Annotated in this window: 14 protein-coding genes and 1 pseudogene; 13 read left to right on the top strand and 2 right to left on the bottom strand. The window is 72.1% G+C overall.

Features of this window, described 5'->3' with window-relative positions; translation table 11 throughout:
- The first annotated feature begins 222 nt into the window (after window positions 1-222).
- The 4 genes and pseudogenes from ACWY4P_RS13300 to ACWY4P_RS13285 all read left to right on the top strand — a co-directional run.
- Entirely contained in the window at window positions 223-1512 is a 1290-nt protein-coding gene (locus ACWY4P_RS13300) for a YihY/virulence factor BrkB family protein (protein WP_456210752.1), read from the top strand.
- A 135-nt stretch (window positions 1513-1647) separates the two neighbouring features.
- Window positions 1648-3690 (top strand): spermidine synthase, encoded by a 2043-nt coding sequence (locus tag ACWY4P_RS13295; RefSeq protein WP_456210751.1) that lies wholly within the window; start codon window positions 1648-1650, stop codon window positions 3688-3690.
- A 146-nt stretch (window positions 3691-3836) separates the two neighbouring features.
- Window positions 3837-6647 (top strand): family 78 glycoside hydrolase catalytic domain, encoded by a 2811-nt coding sequence (locus ACWY4P_RS13290; RefSeq protein WP_456210750.1) that lies wholly within the window; start codon window positions 3837-3839, stop codon window positions 6645-6647.
- 121 nt (window positions 6648-6768) lie between these two features.
- Window positions 6769-8187: pseudogene (locus ACWY4P_RS13285) on the top strand (nSTAND1 domain-containing NTPase); the annotation flags it as partial.
- A gap of 212 nt (window positions 8188-8399) precedes the next feature.
- On the opposite strand, the gene ACWY4P_RS13280 reads toward ACWY4P_RS13285, so the two are convergent.
- On the bottom strand, window positions 8400-9485 hold the full coding sequence (locus ACWY4P_RS13280; RefSeq protein WP_456210749.1) for an Lrp/AsnC family transcriptional regulator: 1086 nt from the start codon (window positions 9483-9485) through the stop codon (window positions 8400-8402).
- A 122-nt stretch (window positions 9486-9607) separates the two neighbouring features.
- Between ACWY4P_RS13280 and ACWY4P_RS13275 the strand changes: the two genes are divergently transcribed.
- Both ACWY4P_RS13275 and ACWY4P_RS13270 read left to right on the top strand, forming a co-directional pair.
- Entirely contained in the window at window positions 9608-10897 is a 1290-nt protein-coding gene (locus ACWY4P_RS13275; protein WP_456210748.1) for an amidohydrolase family protein, read from the top strand.
- Complete coding sequence (locus tag ACWY4P_RS13270) at window positions 10897-12468, top strand: AbgT family transporter (RefSeq protein ID WP_456210747.1); 1572 nt, start codon at window positions 10897-10899, stop codon at window positions 12466-12468. The genes ACWY4P_RS13275 and ACWY4P_RS13270 overlap by 1 nt, the downstream gene beginning before the upstream one ends.
- Window positions 12469-12553: 85 nt before the next feature.
- On the opposite strand, the gene ACWY4P_RS13265 is transcribed toward ACWY4P_RS13270, so the two are convergent.
- A complete protein-coding gene (locus ACWY4P_RS13265) occupies window positions 12554-13603 on the bottom strand; it encodes an LLM class flavin-dependent oxidoreductase (protein WP_456210746.1) in 1050 nt (349 codons plus the stop codon).
- Between the two features lie 138 nt (window positions 13604-13741).
- On the opposite strand from ACWY4P_RS13265, the gene ACWY4P_RS13260 reads away from it, so the two are divergent.
- The 7 genes from ACWY4P_RS13260 (at window position 13742) to ACWY4P_RS13230 (ending at window position 21234) form a co-directional block, all read left to right on the top strand.
- The gene (locus ACWY4P_RS13260) at window positions 13742-14719 is read left to right on the top strand and encodes an ABC transporter substrate-binding protein (protein WP_456210745.1); all 978 of its coding nucleotides are present in this window, start codon (window positions 13742-13744) and stop codon (window positions 14717-14719) included.
- A 118-nt stretch (window positions 14720-14837) separates the two neighbouring features.
- Window positions 14838-15839 carry an ABC transporter substrate-binding protein gene (locus ACWY4P_RS13255; RefSeq protein WP_456210744.1) on the top strand — a complete coding sequence of 334 codons (1002 nt, stop codon included), beginning with the start codon at window positions 14838-14840 and terminating at the stop codon, window positions 15837-15839.
- Window positions 15836-16684, top strand: a complete 849-nt coding sequence (locus ACWY4P_RS13250; RefSeq protein ID WP_456210743.1) for an ABC transporter ATP-binding protein — start codon at window positions 15836-15838, stop codon at window positions 16682-16684. The genes ACWY4P_RS13255 and ACWY4P_RS13250 overlap by 4 nt, the downstream gene beginning before the upstream one ends.
- Window positions 16681-17499 carry an ABC transporter permease gene (locus ACWY4P_RS13245; RefSeq protein WP_456210742.1) on the top strand — a complete coding sequence of 273 codons (819 nt, stop codon included), beginning with the start codon at window positions 16681-16683 and terminating at the stop codon, window positions 17497-17499. Before ACWY4P_RS13250 ends, ACWY4P_RS13245 begins: the two co-directional genes overlap by 4 nt.
- The gene (locus ACWY4P_RS13240) at window positions 17496-18449 is read left to right on the top strand and encodes a quinone oxidoreductase family protein (protein ID WP_456210741.1); all 954 of its coding nucleotides are present in this window, start codon (window positions 17496-17498) and stop codon (window positions 18447-18449) included. The genes ACWY4P_RS13245 and ACWY4P_RS13240 overlap by 4 nt, the downstream gene beginning before the upstream one ends.
- A 272-nt stretch (window positions 18450-18721) precedes the next feature.
- The gene (gene rsgA / locus ACWY4P_RS13235) at window positions 18722-19810 is read left to right on the top strand and encodes a ribosome small subunit-dependent GTPase A (RefSeq protein ID WP_456210740.1); all 1089 of its coding nucleotides are present in this window, start codon (window positions 18722-18724) and stop codon (window positions 19808-19810) included.
- Between the two features lie 242 nt (window positions 19811-20052).
- The gene (locus tag ACWY4P_RS13230) at window positions 20053-21234 is read left to right on the top strand and encodes an ROK family protein (RefSeq protein WP_456210739.1); all 1182 of its coding nucleotides are present in this window, start codon (window positions 20053-20055) and stop codon (window positions 21232-21234) included.
- Window positions 21235-21535 lie beyond the last annotated feature (301 nt).

Here is a 21535-nt window from a genome sequence, read left to right as displayed (position 1 = left end):
GCCGCGCAACCTTTGCGCATGGCTGTACCCGGCACGGACAGTGGGCGTGGCGGAGGGCGGTACCGAGTCGGCGCGGCATCCCCTCCGCCGACGTTCGGCCCCTTTCCAGGGCTGCTGGGTCTGCCGGGGCTCCCGGCCGCCCCCGTCCGGCCTGGTCACCGGCTGGTCACGGAGGGAAACTCCGGGCGCCCTCGGGCACCCCGGGGCGGATACCGTGAGAAGGTGCAGCCAGGGAAAGAACCGTCGAAGCCGTCCGGTCGGCTCAACAAGGCCCGCGCCTTGTACCGCAACGTATCCAAGCGCAGGATGGCCTGGCTGCTGCTGAAGGACACCGTCCACTCCTGCATGGAGTACCGGGTCACCGGCCTGGCCGCCGAGGCCGCCTTCTTCACCCTGTTGTCGCTGCCGCCGCTGCTGCTCGGCCTGATCGGGCTCCTCGGCTACTTCGACGTGTGGACCAGCACCGACACCGTGGCCACCATCCGGCAGAACATCCTCGACGCCTCGGGGACTGTGCTGTCCGACAAGGGGGTCAGGGAGATCGCCCGGCCGCTCCTGGACGACGTCATCAAGGGCGGCCGCCCGGACGTCATCTCGCTCGGCTTCGGCATCGCCCTGTGGTCCGGGTCCCGCGCGGTCAACGTCTTCGTCGACACCATCACCATCATGTACGGGCTCGAAGGCCGCCGCGGGATCGTCAGGACCCGGCTGCTGGCCTTCCTCCTCTATCTGGTCGCGCTGATCATCGGGGCGGTGGCGCTGCCCCTGATGGTGATCGGCCCGGAGACCGTCGTGGACCTGGTGCCCGCGAGCGGGGACCTCGTACGGATCCTGTACTGGCCCGTGGTGATCGTGCTGTCCGTCGCCTTCCTCACCACCCTGTACCACGTCTCCGTACCGGTGCGCTCGCCCTGGCGGGAGGACATCCCCGGCGCGCTCGTCGCCCTGACGATGTGGGTGCTCGGCAGCTTCCTGCTGCGTATCTACCTGCTCCACACCGTCGAGGGGCCGACGATCTACGGCTCGCTGGCCGCGCCCGTCGCCGTGCTGCTGTGGATCGGTGTGTCCGCCTTCGCGGTGCTCGTCGGCGCGGCCGTCAATGCCGCGATCGACCGGGTCTGGCCGTCGGTCGCCACCGCCGCCGGGCGCGCCGAGTCGGCCGCCCGGGCCCGGGAGGAGTCGGCCAGGAGGCGGGCCTGGGAGCAGCGCACCGCGGACGACGGGGCGGCGGAGATCACCCCGCCCTCGGAGTTCCCCGAGCGCTGGGCGCAGTTCCTGCCGCACGCCGACGTACGCTCCCGGCTGCATCACAGGCGCGCCCCGCGGCAGGAACCGAGAACGCCGGAGACGAGGACGCCGGAGACGAGGGCGCCGGAGACGAGGGCGCCGGAGACGAGGGCGCCGGAGCCCAGAGCGCCGGAGAACGGCGGGTCGAAGAAACTCGCGGCGGAGAACGGCGCGTCACAGGACTCCCGGCCCAAGGACTCGGTGCCAGATGCGGGAGGCCAGTAGCCCCAGCCCGGCCTCGGCGGCGTCATGGCCCACCGACCGCCCGGTTGGGCCCATCAGGTGACAGGCGCCTGCCAGGTGGCGCATGTGCCGCCGGGGGTGCTCGACCTGCCCCTGCTCAGATGACACCGTCCAGACATGGACCACAGCGCTCGAACGCGGAACCTGCGCCCGAGGCTGGTGCTCGCCAGCGCCACCATGCTCTTCGTGGAGCTGGCGCTGATCAGGTGGACCGGCGCCAACATCGTCCACCTGAGTTACTTCTCGAACTTCATCCTGCTGGGCTCGTTCCTCGGGATCGGCCTGGGGTTCCTGATCCCGGCCGGGCGCGGGCAGTGGCTCACCCGCTGGGCGCCCGTGCCGCTCGCCCTCCTCGTGGTCCTGGTGCGGGAGTTCCCCGTACAGGTGCGGCAGACCAGCGGCGAGGTCATCTACTTCACGGCCGTGAAGACCACCGGACTGCCCCAGTGGGTGACCCTCCCCGTCCTGTTCGGCCTCGCCGCGCTCATCATGATGGCGATCGGCAAGATGACGGCGGACCTGTTCCGGCAGCTGCCGTCGCTGGACGCCTACCGCTATGACCTGCTGGGCTCGCTGGCCGGCTCGCTCTCGTTCGCCGCGCTGTCCTGGCTGCGCGCCCCGTCGGTGGTGTGGGGGGTCCTCGCCGCGATGGCGCTGCTGGCGCTGGGCGGGCGCCGTAACACCGTCCGGTACGCGGTGCCGCTGGCCGTGGTGGTGGCGGCGCTGACGCTGGAGTCGCTGGCGAGCGGCATCTCCTGGTCCCCGTATTACAAGATCGAGCTCAAGCGTGCGACCTCGGGCAGCCGGGACTACAAGATCTCCGCCAATGGGGTTCCGCACCAGAGCATCGCACCGCTGAAGGTGCTGCGGCGCGCCGACTCCCCGTACGAGGAGCCCTACCGGGAGACCCCGGCCAATCCGCACCGCCGTGTCCTGGTCATCGGCGCCGGCAACGGCAATGACGTCGCCGTGGCGCTCGCCCACGGCGCCCGGCGGGTGGACGCCGTCGAGATCGACCCCAGGCTCCGGCAGATCGGCGCCGACCTGCACCCCGCCCGGCCCTACGACGACCCCCGGGTGCATGTCCACATCGACGACGGGCGGGCCTTCCTGGAGCGCACGGACGGGCGCTACGACCTGGTGGTCCTCGCGCTGCCGGACTCCCTGACCCTGGTGTCCGGCGCCAGCAACCTCCGTCTGGAGAGCTATCTGTTCACCCGGCAGGCGTTCCAGGCGGCGCACCGCCACCTGGCTCCCGGCGGCGCGTTCGCGATGTACAACTACTACCGGCAGAACTGGCTCATCGACCGCTACGGCTCCACCCTCACCAGCGTCTTCGGACACGCGCCCTGCATCACCCGCTACGGCGGCAAGAAGGCCGCCATCCTCGTCGCCGGTGTCACCCCGGGCGACCAGCGGTGCGCCACCGCCTGGCGGGCCTCGGGCCCGGTGCCCGCGGCCGCCACCGACGACCACCCCTTCCCGTACCTGCTGCACCGCACCATCCCCTCCCTCTACCTCGGGGTGCTGGGCGCGATCCTGCTGGTGACCGTGGTGTCGGTGCGGCTGACCGGGGTCCGGGTCCGGCGCACCGTCAGGTACGCCGACATGTTCCTGCTCGGCGCCGCCTTCATGTTGCTCGAGACCAAGAACGTGATCGGGTTCGCCCTCTACTTCGGCACCACCTGGCTGGTCAACGCCATCGTCTTCGCCGGCGTCATGCTGGCCGTCCTCGGCGCCGTCGAGACCCGGCGCCGGATGCGCCGCGTCAACCAGGCCGTTCTGCAGCTGCTGCTGTTCGCCACCCTGGCCGTGTCCTGGCTCGTCCCGACCCACCTGGTGCTCGGGCTGCCCTTCGCGGCGCGCCTGGCCGCGGCGATCGCCCTGGCCTTCGCCCCGATCTTCTGCGCCAATCTCATCTTCTCCGACCGCCTGGCGGCGGCCTCCGACCCGACGGCCGCCTTCGGAGCGAACCTTTTGGGCGCCCTCACCGGCGGCACGCTCGAATACCTCGCCCTCGTCACCGGCTACCATGCGCTGCTTCTCGTGGTCGCCGGGCTGTACGCGGGCGCGTGTGTCGCGATGCGCTTCACCCGCCGTGCCCAGGGCCCGGCGGAGCCGGTCGAACGGCTCACGATCGAGCCCACCGTACGTCCCTGAGCCGCACCTGGCCCTGAGCGCCCTGAGCTGCACCTGACAGATTTCCGGGTGCCGGAGGGTTCTCATCCGCATATCCCCGCTGGAAGAATGATCCCCGCTGTTGAATCGATTCAATCGCGGAGGCGACGTTGACGGCATTGGCGACCTTGTCAAAGGCGACACGGAGAGTCCCCAGACGCCGGGAGACCGGAAGCGGCCTGCGGCGGATCGGCGTCCTGCTGGCCGCCGCCCTGCTCCCGGTGGTGTCGGCGGCCGCCCCGGGCCATGCGGTGGCCGCCGGACCACGCGGTGGCCACGCCCCCCTCGCCCCCGCGGACCTCACCGTCGGCGACCGCGCCCGGCCGCTCGACGTCGAGGGCGCCCCGCTGTTCGGGTGGCGGCCGCGCGACGTCGACCCCGGGGAGACCCAGGCCGCGTACCGGATCCGGGTGACCCGGACCGGCGCCGGGCCGGGCGGCTCCCGCCAGGTGTGGGACAGCGGCAAGGTCGCCTCAGCCCGGCAGGCCTATGTGGCCTACGACGGGCCGGAGCTGGCCGCCGGTGCCGGCTACAGCTGGACCGTGCGCACCTGGGACCGGACCGGCGCCGCCTCGCCATGGGCCCCGCGGGCCGCCTTCGACACCGGCATCTCCGACGCCCAGTGGCAGGCGAGCTGGATCCGGCGCACCACGGACGACAAGGACGACTACACCCTGGCCCGCAAGGAGTTCAGCGTCGGCGCGAGCCCCGTGGTGCGCGCCCGGCTCTACGTAGCGGCGTCCCAGCAGTACCGGGCGTACGTCAACGGCCGGCTGGTGGACCGGGGCGCCGCCTACGCGTACCCCGACGAGGGCTACTACCAGGCGAGCGATGTGACCCGGGACCTGAAGGCGGGCCGCCCGGCCGCGATCGGCGTGCTGGCCCACTGGTACGGCCCGGGCCAGGGGCGCCCCGCCGGCGAGCCGGGACTGCTGGCCCGGCTGGTCGTCGAACACGCCGACGGCTCCCGGCAGGTGGTGGTGTCCGACGGCAGCTGGCGCGTCGCGCGCGGCCCGTGGCTGTCCATGCCCTACCGCAACAACGACGGCCGTGACTACATCGAGGGCGTCGACGGCCGGATCGCCCAGCGCCAGCAGGGCTGGAACCGGCCCGGCTTCGACGCCGCCTCCTGGCAGTCGCCGCAGGTGGTCGGCGCGCACCCGGCCGGGGTCTTCGCCCATCTGCGCGGCCAGCAGACGCGGCTGGCCTACCGGACGGTGCGCCCGGTCGCGGTGACCCGGCTCGCCTCGGGCGCGATGGTCGCCGACTTCGGCAAGATCATCCCAGCGGTGCCACGGGTGCGGTTCGCCCACGGCGTCTCCGGCCGGACGATCGACATGCGGGCGGGGTATGTGCGCAACGCGGACGGCACCGTGTCCGACTCCGCCCACGACAACCAGAAGACCGACCTGTCGTACCAGTACATCCAGCACGACGGCGCGCAGAGTTTCCAGGCCTACACCTACGAGGGGTTCCGCTATCTGCAGATCGACGACCCCGGTGAGCCGCTGAGCGCGTCGTCGATCGCCGCCGTGGTCCAGCACACCGACGCCGACCCGGCCCGCACCGCCACCTTCCGCAGCTCCGACCCCACCCTGGACGCGGTGGCCGAGCTGATGCGGCGCTCCGCGCTGTACGACTCGCAGGAGCAGTTCCTGGACACTCCGACCCGGGAGAAGGGGCAGTTCCTCGGCGACTCCGTGGACATCTCCCGCGCCCTGATGGCCGGCTCGGGCGACCGCGCGCTCACCGCCAGGGCGATCCGGGAGTTCGCCGAGTCGCAGAAGCGGTACTGGCCCGACGGCCGGCTGAACGCCGTCTACCCCAACGGCGACGGCAAGCGGGACATCCCCGACTACACCGAGATGTTCGCGGGCTGGGTCTGGGAGTACTACCAGAACTCCGGCGACCGCGCCACGCTCGCCGCCGCCTACCCCGCCTCGGCCGCCGTCGCCGACTACATCCGCCGCTACATCGACCCCGCGACCGGGCTGGTCACCAAGCTCGCCGGGGGCTCCGGCGCCTACGAGTACGGCATCATCGACTGGCCCAACCGCTACGGCTACGACACCGACACCACGGTCCGCACCACCGTCAACATCCTCGCCGTGGACGCCCTGCGGCGCACCGCCGACCAGGCCGCCGCCCTCGGCCGGCCGAAGGCCGAGAGTGACGCGCTGCGCGCCGACGCCGCGAAGCTGGCCGAGGCCGTCAACGACCGGCTGCGCCGCCCGGACGGCATCTACACCGACGGGCTGAAGGCGGACGGCTCCCGGAGCGCACACGCCTCCCAGATCGCGAACGCCTACGCGGTCGCCTTCGGGATCGCCCCCGAGGCGACCGTGGACACCGTCGCCGACCACCTCGCCTCGCTGAAGCTGCAAATGGGCCCGATGACCGCCAACTGGCTGCTCACCGCCCTGCACCGGGCCGGCCGCGACGACCAGGTGCTGGCCCGGCTCACCGACCGCACCTCGCTCGGCTGGGCCAACATCCTCGCCCGGGGCGGCACCTTCACCTGGGAGTCCTGGGAGGCGCCGGACGACGGCCAGAGCCTCTCCCACGGGTGGGGCGCGACCGCCCTGGTGGACCTTCAGCAGGACCTGCTCGGCCTGAACGTCACCGGCACGGCCGCCACCACGCTGCGGATCCGGCCACCGCGCGACACCGACCTGACCCACGCCGAGGGCACGGTGTGGACCCAGGCCGGGACCGTCGGGGTCCGCTGGAACACCAGCGCGCACGGCACCGCGGTCAAGGTCGACATCCCGGTCAACGTCACCGCTGAAGTGGAGGTTCCGCTCGCCGGCGGCCGGGCCCCGGGGGCCCATGGCGCGGGCCCGGACGGCGCGTCCGCGCCGCGCTTCGAGGGCGTCCGTAACGGCTACGCCATCTATACGGTGGGCTCCGGACACTCCACGTTCACCCCGGCCGCCTGACGCGGTCCGCCACGCGTCGGCGGGGGCCGGACACGGCGCCGCGAGATGGCGTCAACCACCCTTGTCCCACCCGTCCCATGTGCCTACGTTCCCCCTCAGGCAGGCCACCTGAGGGGGAGTCATGGGCCGTCAGGAGAGGCCGCTCGATCCCGGCGCGGGCCCGGTGCAGCGGTTCGCGTACGCGCTGCGCAAGCTGAGGACCGAGGCCGGCGGACCGACGTACCGGGCGATGGCGCGGCGGACGCCGTACACGGTCTCGACCCTGTCGCGGGCCGCCGGCGGGGAGCAACTGCCCTCGCTGGAGGTCACCCTCGCGTATGTGGCCGCGTGCGACGGGGACCGCGAGGAGTGGGAGAGGCACTGGCGGCAGACGTCCGAGGAGATGGCGCTGCGGCCCGTCGAGGACGACGACGCCGAGCCGCCCTACCAGGGCCTCGCGCGGTTCGAACCGGGGGACCACGAGCGGTTCTTCGGCCGGGACCGGCTCGTCGACGACCTCGCCGGCCTGGTCCGTACGCGCCGGTTCGTGGTGCTGGTCGGGGCCTCCGGCAGCGGGAAGTCCTCGCTGCTGCGGGCCGGCCTGATCCCCCGACTGCGGCGCGTCGAGGAGCCGTACGAGCGGCCGGCCACCGTCCGGATCCTCGCCCCGGGCGAACACCCCGCCCGCACACACGCCCGAGCGCTCGCGCCGAAGGGCGGCGAGGGCGACACGGTGGTCGTCGTCGACCAGTTCGAGGAGGTCTTCACCCTCTGCCGCGACCCGGACGAGCGAACGGCGTTCCTCGACCGGCTGCTGGACGCCCGCCGCGCCGGGAGCGGGTTGCGGGTCGTCGTCGCGGTGCGGGCGGACTTCTTCGGGCACTGTGCCGAACACCGCGAGCTCGCCGAGGCCTGCCGCGACGCCACCTTGCTCATCGGCCCGATGGCCCCGGACGAGCTGCGCGACGTCATCGTCAAACCGGCCACGGCGGCGGGCCTGGTCGTCGAACGCTCCCTGACCGCACGCCTGATGGCCGAGGTCACCGGCGAGCCGGGCGGGCTGCCGCTGCTGTCCCACGTCCTGCTGGAGGCCTGGCGGCGGCGCAAGGGCCGGACGCTGACGGAGACCGCGTACGACGCGGTCGGCGGGGTGCGCGGGGCCGTCGCCCGTACCGCCGAGGACGTCCACGCCCGCCTCACCCCCGCCCGGGCGGTGCTCGCCCGCCGTGTCCTGCTCCGGCTGATCACACCGGGGGAGGGGGCGCAGGACACCCGCCGCGGCGCCGACCGCGCCGAACTCGACTGGGGCGACCCCGCCGACACCACCGCCGTCCTGGACCGGCTGGCCCGCGCCCGGCTGATCACCCTGCACAAGGACACGGTCGAGCTGGCCCATGAGGCCCTGATCACGGCGTGGCCGAGGCTGCGCGGCTGGGTGGCGGAGGACCGGGAGCGGCTGCGTCTGCACCGGCAGCTGACCGAGGCCGCGCGCACCTGGGAGGAGCTGCGGCGCGACACGGGTGCGCTGTACCGGGGGACGAGGCTGGCGGTGGCGCGCGAGTGGGCGGCGCGCGACGGCGCCCTCGACCAGCCCCGACGGCCGCACGCTGGCCACCACGGGGGACGACCGCACCGTGGCTGTGGAACACCGGCCCTGGGCGCACCGCGACGCAACTGTGCACGGCGCTCTCCCGCGATCTGACCCGCGAGGAGTGGAAGCAGTTGATCCCGGAGAAGCCCTATCGCAGGACGTGCGACACGGGGTGACGCCCGTCATCCTAGCGATCTTACGCGGGCCGCCCGCCCGCTCTCCCGGTCCTGCTCTTCCGGGTACCGGAGGGGCACGACGTCCCTGCACCGGCCGTCGTCGTCGAGCATCCGCCCCATGTGTTTGATGGTCCGCAGCACGACCGAACGGTCGGTGATGACGAGACGGGGCAGGTGCCGGGACAGATGTGCTTCAAAGGTATGCACATCACCCAGAGCGCGCAGCCAGACGTCGACCACGAGGTTGTGCGGGCCCGCCGTGATGGCGCACGAGCGGACCTCGCGCACGTTCGACAGCACCCGGCTGGTCTCTTCCAGATACTGGCCCGGCACGGAGGCGAAGTACACGGCCGACAGCGGCCACCCCGACAGCGGACGGGCCAGATCGCAGCGCAGGCTCAGCCGGGAGGCGAGCAGCGATTGCAGCCTGCGGCGGACGGTGGTCAGGCTGGTGCCGGTCGCCACCGACAGATCGCGCAGAGACCTGCGCCCGTCCACGCTCAGCAGTTCCAGGAGGTGCGCGTCCAGCGCGTCCCAGCGGGTCTCGCCCACGGGCGGGGGCGGGCCCGCCGAAGCGACCGCCGCCGCCTCGACGCGCGCGCTCTGTGCCGCGTCCAGGCTGCGCAGCCGCCATCGGCTGCCTTCGGTCGGAAGGCCCGTCGAGACGTGGGTGCGCGTCGCCCGTACCCCCGGCGTCTTCTGGAACAGGGCCGTGGTGATGCGGGAGAGCTGGTCCAGGGTTCTGGCCTGGACGGAGGCCACCAGGTCCCGGCCGCCGGCGGTGAGCTTGATGTTCGGTACGGCGGGATCCGCCGAGAGGGCCAGCGCCACCTCCTCGGCCACGCCCGGCTCGGTGTCCACCTCCACCACGGCCGTCACCCACATCCGGGAGTTGGACAGCCGGGGATAGGCCGTCACCCAGGCCAGACCGGACTCCTCGAGGCGGTGCCAGCGCCGTGCCGCCGTGACCGGGTTGACCCCGACCACCTCGCCCACCAGCGTCCACGGGGCCCGGGGATGGATCTGCAGCGCGTGGACGACGGCGCGGTCGAGCTCGTCCAGCTCGACTCCGGCAGAATCCTGCACATCCATGGGCGGCTCTTCCCTGCGCGCCTCAGGGCGATCCCGCGAGATATCTGCACGGTGACACCTGGTTTTCTTGTGCATTCCACACTCCCTTCGCCTGGCCCCAACCGGAGGAGTGACCGCGCCCCATGACACACCCCATCACCCCGGAGCCGACCCGGACCGCGTTGCGGATCGAGAACGCCCGACTCATCGACGGAACCGGATCGTCCCCCGTCAACGACGCTGTTGTCACGGTCGACGCCGAAGGGATCATCACCTACGCGGGTGCCGCCGCGACGGCGCCGCAAGCGCCGGACGCCGTCTCCCCGGCCCAGGTCGTGGACGCCGGCGGACGCACCGTGCTGCCCGGCTTCTTCGACTGCCATGTCCACCTGGCGTACGCGCACGGCTCGCCGCCCGGACGGCGAGCCGAGCTCGACCCGGTCCTCGTCACACTGGACACCGCCACGCGCATGCGGCAGACGCTCGACGCGGGCATCACCAGCGCACGCGACCTGGGCGGTCTGTCGGCGGGTTACCGTACGGCCGTGGAGACCGGACGGATCGTGGGCCCCCGGCTGCACACCGCCGTGCGGATCCTCAGCCACACCGGCGGCCACGCCGACGTACGCCTGCCCGACGGCACGGATCTGAGCGCCGGCATGTCCGAGATCGCCGACACCGCCGACGAGGCGCGCCTCGCCGTGCGCCGGGTGCTGCGCGAGGGCGCGGACCTGGTGAAGGTCTGCGCCACCGGAGGCATGGGCAGCCCCTACGACCAGCCCGACGACGAGGGGCTGCTGGAGGAGGAGATCCGCGCCGTCGTGGACGAGGCGCGGCGCCACGGCGGCAAGCCCGTCGCGGCGCACGCCCAGGGCAACGCCGGCATCCTCAACGCCATCCGCGGCGGGGTCACCAGCATCGAGCACGGCTACGGGCTCGACGACCGCGCGCTGGACATGGCGGGGGAGCGCGGCGTCTTCGTCGTCCCGACGCTGTCCACCGTGTACGCGGGCATCAACAAGGACACGATGCCCGACTACCACTACCAGAAGAAGATCCGCTGGTCCGGCATCACCAAGGAGAACATCTCCCACGCCATCGAGCGCGGCGCCCGCATCGCGATGGGCACCGACGCCGCCGTCGGACCGCACGGGGTGAACCTGATGGAGCTCACCTACCTGGTGGATCTGGGCATGGACCCCATGGCCGCCATCGTCGCCGGCACCCGTACGTCGGCCGAGCTCCTCGGCGTGGACGACCGGCTGGGCACCCTGACGGCGGGCCGTATCGCGGACCTGATCGTCTGCGACGGGGATCCGCTCGCGGACATCGGGACCCTCGGCGACCCCGCCAACGTCGTCTGTGTGGTCCAGGGCGGCGTGGTCCGCAAGGACCTGCTGCCGCAGGAGAGCCCGACGGGAGGGCCGTGCTGATGGCGTCATCGACCGGCCTCCCGGCCCCCGACCGCGCGCCCGACGCCCCCGGCGAACCACGGGGCGTCGACCGGGCGCTGGCGCTGATCGAGCGGGCGGGCAACGCGCTGCCCAACCCGATCGTCCTGTTCACCGGGCTCTTCCTGCTCCTGGCCGTCGTCTCGACCGCGCTGTCGATGGCGGACGTGTCCGTCGACGTCCCGGGCACCGACGAGACCAAGCAGATCGGCGGGCTGTTCACGGGCGACGGCGTGCGCTGGCTGGTGGAGAACTTCGTCCCCAACTTCGCCACGTTCCCGCCCATCGCCGCCGTACTGCTCATGATCATGGCCGTGGGCCTCGCCGAGAAGGCCGGGCTCCTGGAGACCGTGATGCGGGCCACCCTGGCCCGCGCGCCGCGAGCGGTCCTGCCCTATCTGGTGGCCCTGGTCGCCTGCCAGGCGCACATGATGAGCGACGCGGCCGCCATCGTGCTGCCGCCGCTGGCCGCCGTGGTCTTCAAGAGTGCCGGACGGCACCCCGTCGCCGGCCTGATCGGCGGCTTCGCCTGCGTCACCGCGGGCTACGCCGCGGGGTTCACCGTCGGCTCGCTGGATGCCCTGTACATCGGCATCACCCAGCAGGCGGCCTCCGTCCTGCCGGCCTCCGCGCATCTCGACCTGAACCTGCTCGTCAACTACTTCTTCACCGCGTCCAGCAGCATCGTGCTGGGCCTGCTGGGCGGCCTGCTCATCAGCCGGGTCCTCGAACCCCGCCTCGGGGAGTACGAGGCCCCCGCGGGCGAGCCCGAGCAGCAGGACCTCACCCTGACCCCGGTCCAGCGCCGCGGGCTGGCGCTGACCGGAGCGGTCGTCGTGGTCTACGCGGGCGCGGTCCTGGCACTGTGGCTGCCCGACGGGGCCCCGCTGCGGGGCGAGGGCGGGGCCCTGGTGCCGTCCCCGCTGCTGAGCGGGATCGTCCCCGTCCTGTTCGGCGCGTTTCTGCTCGGCGGGCTCACCTACGGATTCACGGTCAAGACGCTGACGGACACGGAGGGCGTGGTGGCGGCCATGACCGACTCCGTCAGGAACATGGCCGGCTACGTCGTGCTGATGTTCGTCGCCGCACAGGTGATCGCCCTGTTCAACTGGTCCAACGTGGGGATCCTGATGGCGGTGAAGGCCGCGGCGGGGCTCGACTCCATCGGCCTGACCGGCTACTGGGCCCTCGTCGCGTTCGTGCTCATGGCGTCCGTGCTCAACCTCTTCATCGTCTCCGGATCCGCCCTGTGGGCGCTGGTCGGGCCCGTGTTCGTCCCGGCGTTCGCGCTCCTGGGCATGAGTCCGGCCCTCAGCCAGGCCGCGTTCCGCATCGGGGATTCGGCCACCGGAATCATCACGCCGATGAATCCCTACCTGTTCCTGATGCTCGCGCTGCTGCGCAACTACGAGCCCGAGGCCCGCCTCGGCACCCTTATCGCCCGGCTGTCGATCTTCGTCGTGCCGTTCCTCGTGGTGTGGCTGATGATCGTCGCGATCTTCTACGGCTTCGACCTGCCCCTCGGACCGGGTGCCCATATCGGTCTGAAGTGACGCCCGCCCCCCACGGGCCGACCCCACCGGTGGATTCCGGTGGGGTCGGCCCGGTGCGGGGGCGGGTCGCGAGGGCACGGGGGGCTCAGCGGGAGAGCGTCGGCAGCACCGCGGAGCCGACCGCCTCGATCAGCTCGGTCGGCGGGTCGTAGGAGCCCACATGCTGGAGGAAGACTCCGGTGACACCGCCGGCCCGCAGGCCGCGCAGCCGCTCCGCGATGTGCGCCGCGGAACCGATCAGACAGAACTCCTCCGCGAACCGCAGCGCCGCCGCATCGCTGATCCACGCTGAGCACAGATCGACGGCGGCGTCCCAGTCCTCGGCGTGGACCAGGTCCGGATAGACGCCCTCGACGGTCTTCGGCACCTCGACCTCGATCCCGGCCAGCGCGAGGAAGGGCGCACCGCCGTTCTGGGCGATCGAGGCACAGATCGGCTTGAGCTTCCGGGCCTCCGCCTCGATGTCGTCGGTCACGGCGCAGAAGGCGGAGACGGTGAGCGGAATCGTGTCCGCCGCCCGGCCCGCGGCCCGCGCGCCCTCCCGTACCCGGGCGGTGGCGCCGGCCAGGGTGCGGGGCGAGACGCCGCTGAGGAGGATGACGCCGTCGGCGACCTCACCGGCGAGACGCAGATTCTTCGGCCCGCTCGCCGCCAGATGGATCGGCACCTCGGGACGGGGGTCGCGCAGCCGGGAGCGGACCTTCCCCTCGAAGTCCCACTCCCGGCCGTCCAGCAGGGCCCGGAGCATGGCGAGCCCCTCCCGCATGGCGGCGGTGGTGGTCTGCCGCAGACCGACCGGGCCGACGGAGCTGTTCCCCACGCCGAGGCCGAGGACGAATCTGCCCGGCGCGAGCTCGGCCACGCTGCGCGCCGCGGACGCGACGACCGCGGGGTGGCGGGTTGCCAGGTTGGTCACCGCGGTCCCGAGTCCGATGCGTTCGGTGCCCAGCGCGGCGGCGGTGAGGGTGGTGAACACATCCCGCCACAGCAGCTGGGAGTCCGGAAACCACACGGCGTCGAAGCCCAGCCGCTCGGCCTCGCGGACGCTGTCGAGTACCCGGTCCGCCCGGTCGCAGGGCGGGACCCGGACGCCCACGCGCAGGGGTGTGCTTGGCCCATCAGTGATAGCGCTCATGCCCGCGGAGGGTAGGCAGGGCCGTGACCTGGCCCAACGGAACCGGTCCGCCCACCGGGACGCGCCCCTTTGGGAGCCGGACCGGGGGGTGGGAACGTACCGGGACCACGATGGCTCAGCATGAGGAGGACATATCTCATGGCCCGGTTGCACCTCGGAACGGGGCGGCTTCCGGCCGCCCTCCTCGCCCTCCTGATGTCGTCCGCCTGTATGGCGGGAACGGTGGACTCCGACGGTTCGGGGTCGGCGGGCGGACCCGTCGTCCGCATCGCCCTCGGCGTCGACGCCTCCTACGCCCCGTTCTATCTGGCCGAGGAGCGCGGGATGTTCGCCAAGGCGGGCCTCGACGTCCAGCTCATGAAGGTCGAGGGCGGCCCGGCCGCCGCCGAGGCGGTGACCGCCGGCACCGCCCAGATCTCGGCCAACGCGGACGCCACCGCCCTGCCGCAGATGGTGAGCAACCCCGACCTGCGGGCCCTGGGCGCCTTCCAGTACTCCGACCGCTACCTCAAGGTCGTACTCCGCAAGGGAATCGACACCCCGAAGCGGATCCGGACCATGGCGTCGATCCAGGGCCTCGGCCTGTACGCGACCCACGAATACCTGCGCCACAACGGCGTCGATCCGAAGTCCGTGAAAATCAAGCTGAGCGCGCCGCCGGAGATTCCCGGCGTGCTCCAGCGGGGCTACGTCGACGGCTATGTCCTCTTCGACCCGTGGGTGAGCAGGGGTGTCGCGGCGGGGGGACACCTCGCCGGGCGCAGCGGGGACTTCGGCGTGACCTACCAGCAGTGGCTGCTGGCCGACCAGAGCTGGCTCAAGGACCACGAGTCCGTGGCGGGCAAGGTCTTCAAGGTGGTGGCCGAGGCGGACAAGCTGGTCACGGCCGACCCGCAGGCGGCGGCGGAAGCGACCAACAAGCAGGTCAAGCTGCCGGTCGCGCAGACCAGAAAGGCGCTGGGCGACATCACCTTCCGCAGCCGTGGCCTGACCGCCGCCGATGTCGCCTCGTCCCGCCGGATCGCCGACTTCCTCACCCAGCAGGGACTGATCAAGAAGGCGCCGGACCTGGACACGACGCTGCTGCGGGGCTGGTACGAGAAACACGCCGGCTGACGTCCCGCTCAGCGGACCCCCGACGGTGCGGCGCGACCGACAGGCGGTCTACGGTTCGGCAACTCGCGGGCCCGCACCCCGACGACCTGCAGTCCATGCATCAACCTTCGAGGTGCTCATGCAGACACCGTTCAGTCCGAGACAACCTCTCGCAGGCTCCGCCCTTCTCACCGCCGCGCTGCTCGGCCTGACGGCGTGCGGCGCCGGGACCACCGACTCCGCCGCCGGCTCCGGCGGCGGGGGCTCCGGCCCGACGGTCCGCATCGCTGTCGGCATCGACCCGTCCTTCACCCCGTTCTTCCTGGCGGACGCCAAGGGACTGTGGGCGAAGCACGGGGTGAAGGTCCAGCTCGTCCAGTTCGGCAAGGGCGGCGACGGCGTCGACGCCCTCAACGCGGGCCAGGTACAGATGGCGGGCAATTCGGACACCACCACCATCGGTGTGCTTCCGCAGGGGCCCAGACTCAGGTCCCTGCTCGTCTATGAGCAGTCGGGCAGCTACCTCAAGGTGGTCCTCGGCCCCAAGGTGAAGAGCGCCTCGCAGATCAAGAAGATGGCCGTCGTGCCCGGCCTCTCCGAGTACGCGGCCACGCGCTTCCTGGAGTCGAAGGGCATCTCCACCAAGTCGGTCGAGTTCATCACCGCCGATCCCCCCGAGATCCCCGCGCTGACGCAGAAGGGCGACGCCGACGCCTACGTACTGTGGGAGCCCTGGCCCAAGAAGGGCGCCGAGCTGGGCGAGAAGGTCCTGGAGACGACCGGCGACTACGGCGTGACGTACTCCCACTGGCTGCTCTCCACCGACACCTGGCTCAAGAGCAACACACCGACCGCGGCCAAGGTCGCCAAGGCGTTGCAGGAGGCCGCCGCGGAAACCGAGAGCGACCCGGACGCGGCCGCGCGGGCGACTCAGAAGGCCGTGAAGATCCCGGCCGCCCAGACCGCTGCCGCGATCAGGGAAATCGACTTCGGCGCACGCGACATCACCGACAAGGACCTCGACTCCTACGCCAGGGCCGCCGAGTTCTACCGCGACACCGGCAAGGTCGAGGCCGAGCCGGACGTGACCCGGGCCGTCCTGCGCGGATGGCTGTCCCAGCACACGAAGGGATCCCGATGACCAGGGCTGTCGAGAAGCGCGATCGACGACCGGGCGATCCGGTGACCGGCCGTGGCGCCGCACTGCGCCTCGACGACGCGGGCATCCGGTTCGGCTCCTTCCAGGCCGTCCAGGGCATCTCCCTCGACATCGCGGCCGGTGAGTTCCTCTGTCTGCTCGGTCCGAGCGGCTGCGGCAAGTCCACGCTGCTGTCGGCCATGGCGGGGTTCGTCGCCGTGAGCGAGGGGAGTCTCACGGCCCAGGGCGCGCCCGTCACCGGCCCAAATCCCGGGCTCGGGATGGTCTTCCAGAGCAGCGAGGCGCTCTTCGACTGGATGACCGTCCGCCAGAACGTGGCCTTCGGCCCGCGGATGCGCGGTGTGCCGCGGGCCCAGCAGGCGCGGCTGGCCGACGAGTACCTGGGTCTGGTGGGCCTGCGGCACTGCGCGGACCGCTTCCCGGGGCAGCTGAGCGGAGGCATGCGGCAGCGCGTCCAGATCGCCCGCGTACTGGCGAACGAACCGAGCGTCGTTCTCATGGACGAGCCCTTCGGCGCGCTCGACGCCCAGACGCGGCAGGTGCTCCAGGAGGAGACGGAACGCATCTGGCGCGCGTCCGGCTGCACCGTCGTCTTCGTCACCCACGACATCGACGAGGCCGTCCTCCTCGGCGACCGCATCGCGGTGATGACCGCCGGCCCCGCCGCCTCGATCAAGTCCCTCTACCCGGTGGATCTGCCCCGGCCCCGAGACGAGACGGACCCGGCCGTCGTCGAACTCCGCCGCAGGCTGCGCCAGGACATCGGCGAGGAAGTCCGCAAGGCCCTGCGCGACCAGGGCCTCGACACCGAGGAGGACCCGCGATGACCGTCGTGACCACCGGCACCGCCGCCAAGGCCCGTACCCGCCGCCCGGCCCGCGCCGGGGCCCGCGGGCTGCGCGCGGCCGGCCTGTACACACTGTCCGTGCTCACGGGCCTGGCCGTCTGGCAGCTACTGGCGGTGCACTACGGCCCCTCCCTGGTCGCCTCCCCGAAGGAGACCCTGACGGCCGCGGCCGATCTCGCCCGGGACGGCACGCTGACCAACTCCGTCATCGCCTCCGGCCGCAGAATTCTGATCGGCTGGGGACTCGGCCTCCTGGTCGGGGTGCCGGTGGGGCTGCTCGTGGGACAGAGCAGGGTCGTGCGGCAACTCCTGGAGCCCTACATCGAGTTCTTCCGGTTCATCCCACCGGTCGCCTTCGTGACCCTGGTGGTCGTGTGGCTGGGCATCGGCGAGTCCTCGAAGGTGGTCCTGATCTTCTACACGGCCGTCTTCATCGTCACCCTGAACACGAGCGCCGGGGTGATGGCGGTCAACGAGTCGAAGCTGCGCGCGGCCGCCAGCCTGGGCGCGAGCAGACGGCAGATCCTGCTGGGGATCGTGCTTCCGTCGACGGTCCCGTACATCGTCACCGGCGCCCGGCTGGCCATGGGCAACAGCTTCCTGACCATCGTCTCCGCCGAGATCGTCGCCGCGCAGGTGGGCCTCGGGGCGCTGATCTGGACCTCCCGCAACTACGGGCGGATCGACTGGGTCTTCGTCGGCATCATCACCCTGGGCATCCTCGGGTTCGTCTTCGACCGCGTCCTGCGTATCGTCGCGTCCCGAGTCCTGCGCCGATACGGAGTGAAACTGTGAGCGGTACGTCAGCCCGCGCCCTGGTCCTGGACCGGTTCGGCGCGCTGCCCCGGCTGGTGGCCGGGGCGGTGCCCGAGTCGCGGCCCGGGCACACCCTGGTACGGATCCAGGCGGCGCAGCTGGCCCACCTCGACCTCAACGTCATCGACGGCGAGTTCGGCATCCTGCCGGAGCTGCCCACGGTCCCGGGCACCACGGGAGCCGGTGTCGTCCTCGCCTCGGACACCCTTCCCGAGGGCAGCCCCGTGCGCGTCGGCGGCCAGGGTCTCGGTCTGCGGCGGGACGGCTGCTGGGCCGATCACGTCCTGGTGCCGGACGCCGCCGTCGAACCGGTGCCCGAGGGCACGGACCCCGCACTCGCCTGCGGCTACTTCTCCCCGGCGGGTACGGCCTGGGCCGCCGTGCACGCGGTCGCCGGCGTCCGGCCCGGGGAGCGCGTCCTGGTGACCGGGGCGGCGGGCGCGGTCGGCGCGCTGGCGGTGCAGGTGGCGGCGCGGGCCGGAGCCGAGGTGGTCGGTGTCGTCGGACGCGCCACCAAGCTCGGCCACGTCCCGGCACCCGCCACACCCGTCCTGGCGGCCGAGCTGTCCGCCGAGGCGGTAGGCGGACCGGTCGACGTACTCATCGACACCGTGGGCGGCCCCGTGCTGAAGGGCGCGCTGCGACTCGTCCGCCCACGCGGACGCGCCGCGCTCGTCGGCTACACCGCGGGCCGGGAGTTCACCGTGGATCTCGCGGACTTCCTGCTCGCCGACGTCACCCTCCAGCCCGTCAACCTCATGTCGCGGGGCGCGGAGGTCGCCGCCGACGCGAAGCGGCTGCTGGCCGACCTGACGGCGGGAAACCTGACGATGTCGATCGAGCGCCACCCGCCGGAGGCGCTGGAGGAAGCGGTGGGCCGGTTGCGCTCCGGGGAGGCGATCGGCAAGGTCGTCCTCGACTTCGGCTGAGCGGAAAATAACCGGGTGCGCCCGAGCGCGTGCCCCTCTATGCTGAGCCCGCATCAGGCGGTGGCTGTCGGCCACCGCCGTCGGCCGTATTCAACCGCGTTCGGCCGTATGAGGAAGAGGAACAGGAGGTGTGACCGATGGCTGTCTCCGCGATGGGCGCTGCCCGCATTCGGAAGTTCATCCACTCCACCTCCGCGGTCTCCGGCTGACCTCTTCACCTTCCTTGCGCCTGCTGTGCGCACCGCCGGGGCCGCCCTTGTGAAGGGTTCCCCTTGAATTTCTCTTCTCTCCTCGCTTACGGCTGGGACGAAGAATGGCAGGCCGAGTTCGCCCCGTACGCCGAACAGGGCCTGGTGCCCGGGCGTGTCGTGCGGGTCGACCGGGGTCTGTGCGACCTCGTCACCCCCGAGGGCGGCGTGCGCGCCGACACCGAGTTCGTCGTCCCCCGCGACCCGATGAAGGTCGTGTGCACGGGTGACTGGGCCGCCGTCGACCCTGAAGGCAGCGACCCGCGGTACGTCCAGACGCTGCTGCCGCGCCGCACCGCCTTCGTGCGGTCGACGTCGTCCAAGCGTTCCGAAGGACAGGTGCTGGCCGCGAACGTCGACCACGCCGTCGTGGCCGTCTCCCTCGCCGTCGAGTTGGACCTGGGCCGCCTGGAGCGGTTCCTGGCGCTGGCCTGGGAGAGCGGCGCCCAGCCGCTGGTCGTCCTGACCAAGGCGGACCTGGTGCCCGACCCCGTGGTGCTGGGTCACCTCCTGACGGATGCCGAGACCGCCGCGCCCGGCGTTCAGGTGCTGACCGTCAGCTCCGCGACCGGCGAGGGCCTGGACGTGCTCGGCGCCGTGCTCTCCTCGGGCACCTCGGTGCTGCTCGGGCAGTCCGGTGCGGGCAAGTCGACGCTCGCCAACGCCCTGCTGGGCGAGGCCGCGCAGAACGTGCACGAGGTCCGGGACAGCGACGGCAAGGGGCGGCACACCACGACCACCCGTGACCTGCTGCGGCTGCCGTGGGGCGGGGTCCTCATCGACACGCCCGGCGTGCGCGGGGTCGGGCTGTGGGACGCCGGAGAAGGCGTCGCGCAGGCGTTCTCCGAGATCGAGGCGCTGGCCGAGGAGTGCCGGTTCCACGACTGCGCACACCAGGCCGAGCCGGGCTGCGCGGTGCTCGCCGCGGTCGAGGGCGGCACGCTGCCCGAACGCCGCCTCGACAGCTACCGCAAGCTGCTGCGCGAGAACGAGCGCCTCGCCGCGCGCACCGACGACCGGCTGCGGGCCGAGCTGCGGCGGACCTTCAAGCAGCGGCAGGCCCTCGGCCGGCACATGATGGAACGCAAGCGGGGGCCGCAGCGCAAGCCGTGACGCTGACATCGGTTCCTTGGGGCGATGGCGCCCCAAGGAACCGAATGCTCGGCCACACGCCGGAGCCGGGCAGACGGCCTGCGTCCCCGGCAAGGCGCTGCACCGATCTTTGTCCTGTGAGTGGAGAAAGTTGGTGGCAATCCGCGCACAACTTCTTCCCAGGTTCGGCAGCCGCTGCTACGTTCCCTACGAAAGCCCGACGCTGATGGCCGAATCTGGGTGGGGAGGGGATCGTGAGACGCATGACGGCGCGACCGGCGAACCCGCACCAGGCCCGTCTGCTCAAGCTGTTGCGTGACGGCGGCCCCAACTCCCGTGCCCGGCTGGGGGACCAGGTCGACCTGTCCCGGTCCAAGCTGGCCGTCGAGGTGGACCGGCTGCTGGAGACGGGCCTGGTGGTGGCCGACGGACTGGCCGCCTCGCGCGGCGGCCGCCGCTCCCACAACATCCGGCTCAATCCGGGCCTGAGGTTCCTCGGCGTCGACATCGGCGCGACGTCGGTCGACGTCGCCGTCACCAACGCGGAGCTGGAGGTCCTCGGCCACCTCAACCAGCCGACGGACGTCCGTGAGGGCCCCGTCGCGGTCTTCGAGCAAGTCCTGGACATGGTCGGAAAGTTGAAGGCCACCGGGCTCGCCGAGGGCTTCGACGGCGCCGGTATCGGCGTCCCCGGACCGGTCCGCTTCCCCGAGGGCGTGCCGGTAGCCCCGCCGATCATGCCGGGCTGGGACGGCTTCCCCGTGCGGGAGGTGCTCAGCCAGGAACTCGGCTGCCCGATCATGGTCGACAACGACGTGAACCTCATGGCGATGGGGGAACAGCACGCCGGAGTCGCCCGCACCGTCGCCGACTTCCTCTTCGTCAAGATCGGCACCGGCATCGGCTGTGGCATCGTCGTCGGCGGTCACGTCTACCGCGGCACCACCGGCAGCGCGGGCGACGTCGGCCATATCCAGGCCGTGCCCGGCGGCAGGCCCTGCGCCTGCGGCAACCGGGGCTGCCTGGAAGCCCACTTCAGCGGCGCGGCACTGGCCCGCGACGCGGTGCAGGCGGCCCAACAGGGCCTGTCCACCGAACTCGCGGCCCGGCTGGAGGCGAAGGGCACCCTCACCGCTGTCGATGTCGCGGCCGCGGCCACCGCGGGCGACGCCACCGCGCTGGAGCTGATCCGCGAGGGCGGCACCCGCGTCGGCCAGGTCGTCGCCGGCCTCGTCTCCTTCTTCAACCCCGGCCTGTTAGTGATCGGCGGCGGGGTGACCGGCCTGGGCCATACCCTGCTCGCCGCGATCCGCACCCAGGTCTACCGCCAGTCGCTGCCCCTTGCGACCGGCAATCTACCCATCGTCCTGGGAGAGTTGGGCCCCGTCGCCGGTGTGACCGGCGCGGCCCGGCTGATCAGCGACCACCTCTTCTCGCCCGCCTGAGCGACCACCTCTTCTCACCTGCGCAAGCGATCACAGCCTGCTCGTCCCCGCAGACCTCACCTCCGTGACCGCTCGACCAGTACGGCGCTCAGCTCTGCCGTGCACCCCCAACGCCCGCCCAGCCCGAGGAACTGCCCGCCCGGCGCCGCGCCGGACGCGGGCGCAGCACGCCCTGACACCGGCCCACGCGTTTGCCGAGGGGAACCAACCCCCCCTACCCAGACGCGGCACTCACCAGCTGACGCATAGAGCGCCAGTCGACACAGCTCCGGGATGACGGCGCATCCCGGCGTACGAGCCC

It is taken from the genome of Streptomyces sp. LZ34 (assembly GCF_053890475.1).
The sequence above is the reverse complement of the archived record's forward strand: the minus strand, read 5'-3'. Positions and strand labels throughout refer to the sequence as shown.

Bases quoted from the DNA above. Each gene is read 5' to 3' on its own strand.
- ACWY4P_RS13250 (WP_456210743.1), top strand. From the start codon at position 15,836: ATGACCAGGGCTGTCGAGAAGCGCGATCGACGACCGGGCGATCCGGTG.
- ACWY4P_RS13265 (WP_456210746.1), bottom strand. From the start codon at position 13,603: ATGAGCGCTATCACTGATGGGCCAAGCACACCCCTGCGCGTGGGCGTC.
- ACWY4P_RS13255 (WP_456210744.1), top strand. From the start codon at position 14,838: ATGCAGACACCGTTCAGTCCGAGACAACCTCTCGCAGGCTCCGCCCTT.
- ACWY4P_RS13275 (WP_456210748.1), top strand. From the start codon at position 9,608: ATGACACACCCCATCACCCCGGAGCCGACCCGGACCGCGTTGCGGATC.
- ACWY4P_RS13245 (WP_456210742.1), top strand. From the start codon at position 16,681: ATGACCGTCGTGACCACCGGCACCGCCGCCAAGGCCCGTACCCGCCGC.
- ACWY4P_RS13230 (WP_456210739.1), top strand. From the start codon at position 20,053: ATGACGGCGCGACCGGCGAACCCGCACCAGGCCCGTCTGCTCAAGCTG.
- ACWY4P_RS13270 (WP_456210747.1), top strand. From the start codon at position 10,897: ATGGCGTCATCGACCGGCCTCCCGGCCCCCGACCGCGCGCCCGACGCC.
- ACWY4P_RS13295 (WP_456210751.1), top strand. From the start codon at position 1,648: ATGGACCACAGCGCTCGAACGCGGAACCTGCGCCCGAGGCTGGTGCTC.
- ACWY4P_RS13260 (WP_456210745.1), top strand. From the start codon at position 13,742: ATGGCCCGGTTGCACCTCGGAACGGGGCGGCTTCCGGCCGCCCTCCTC.
- ACWY4P_RS13280 (WP_456210749.1), bottom strand. From the start codon at position 9,485: ATGGATGTGCAGGATTCTGCCGGAGTCGAGCTGGACGAGCTCGACCGC.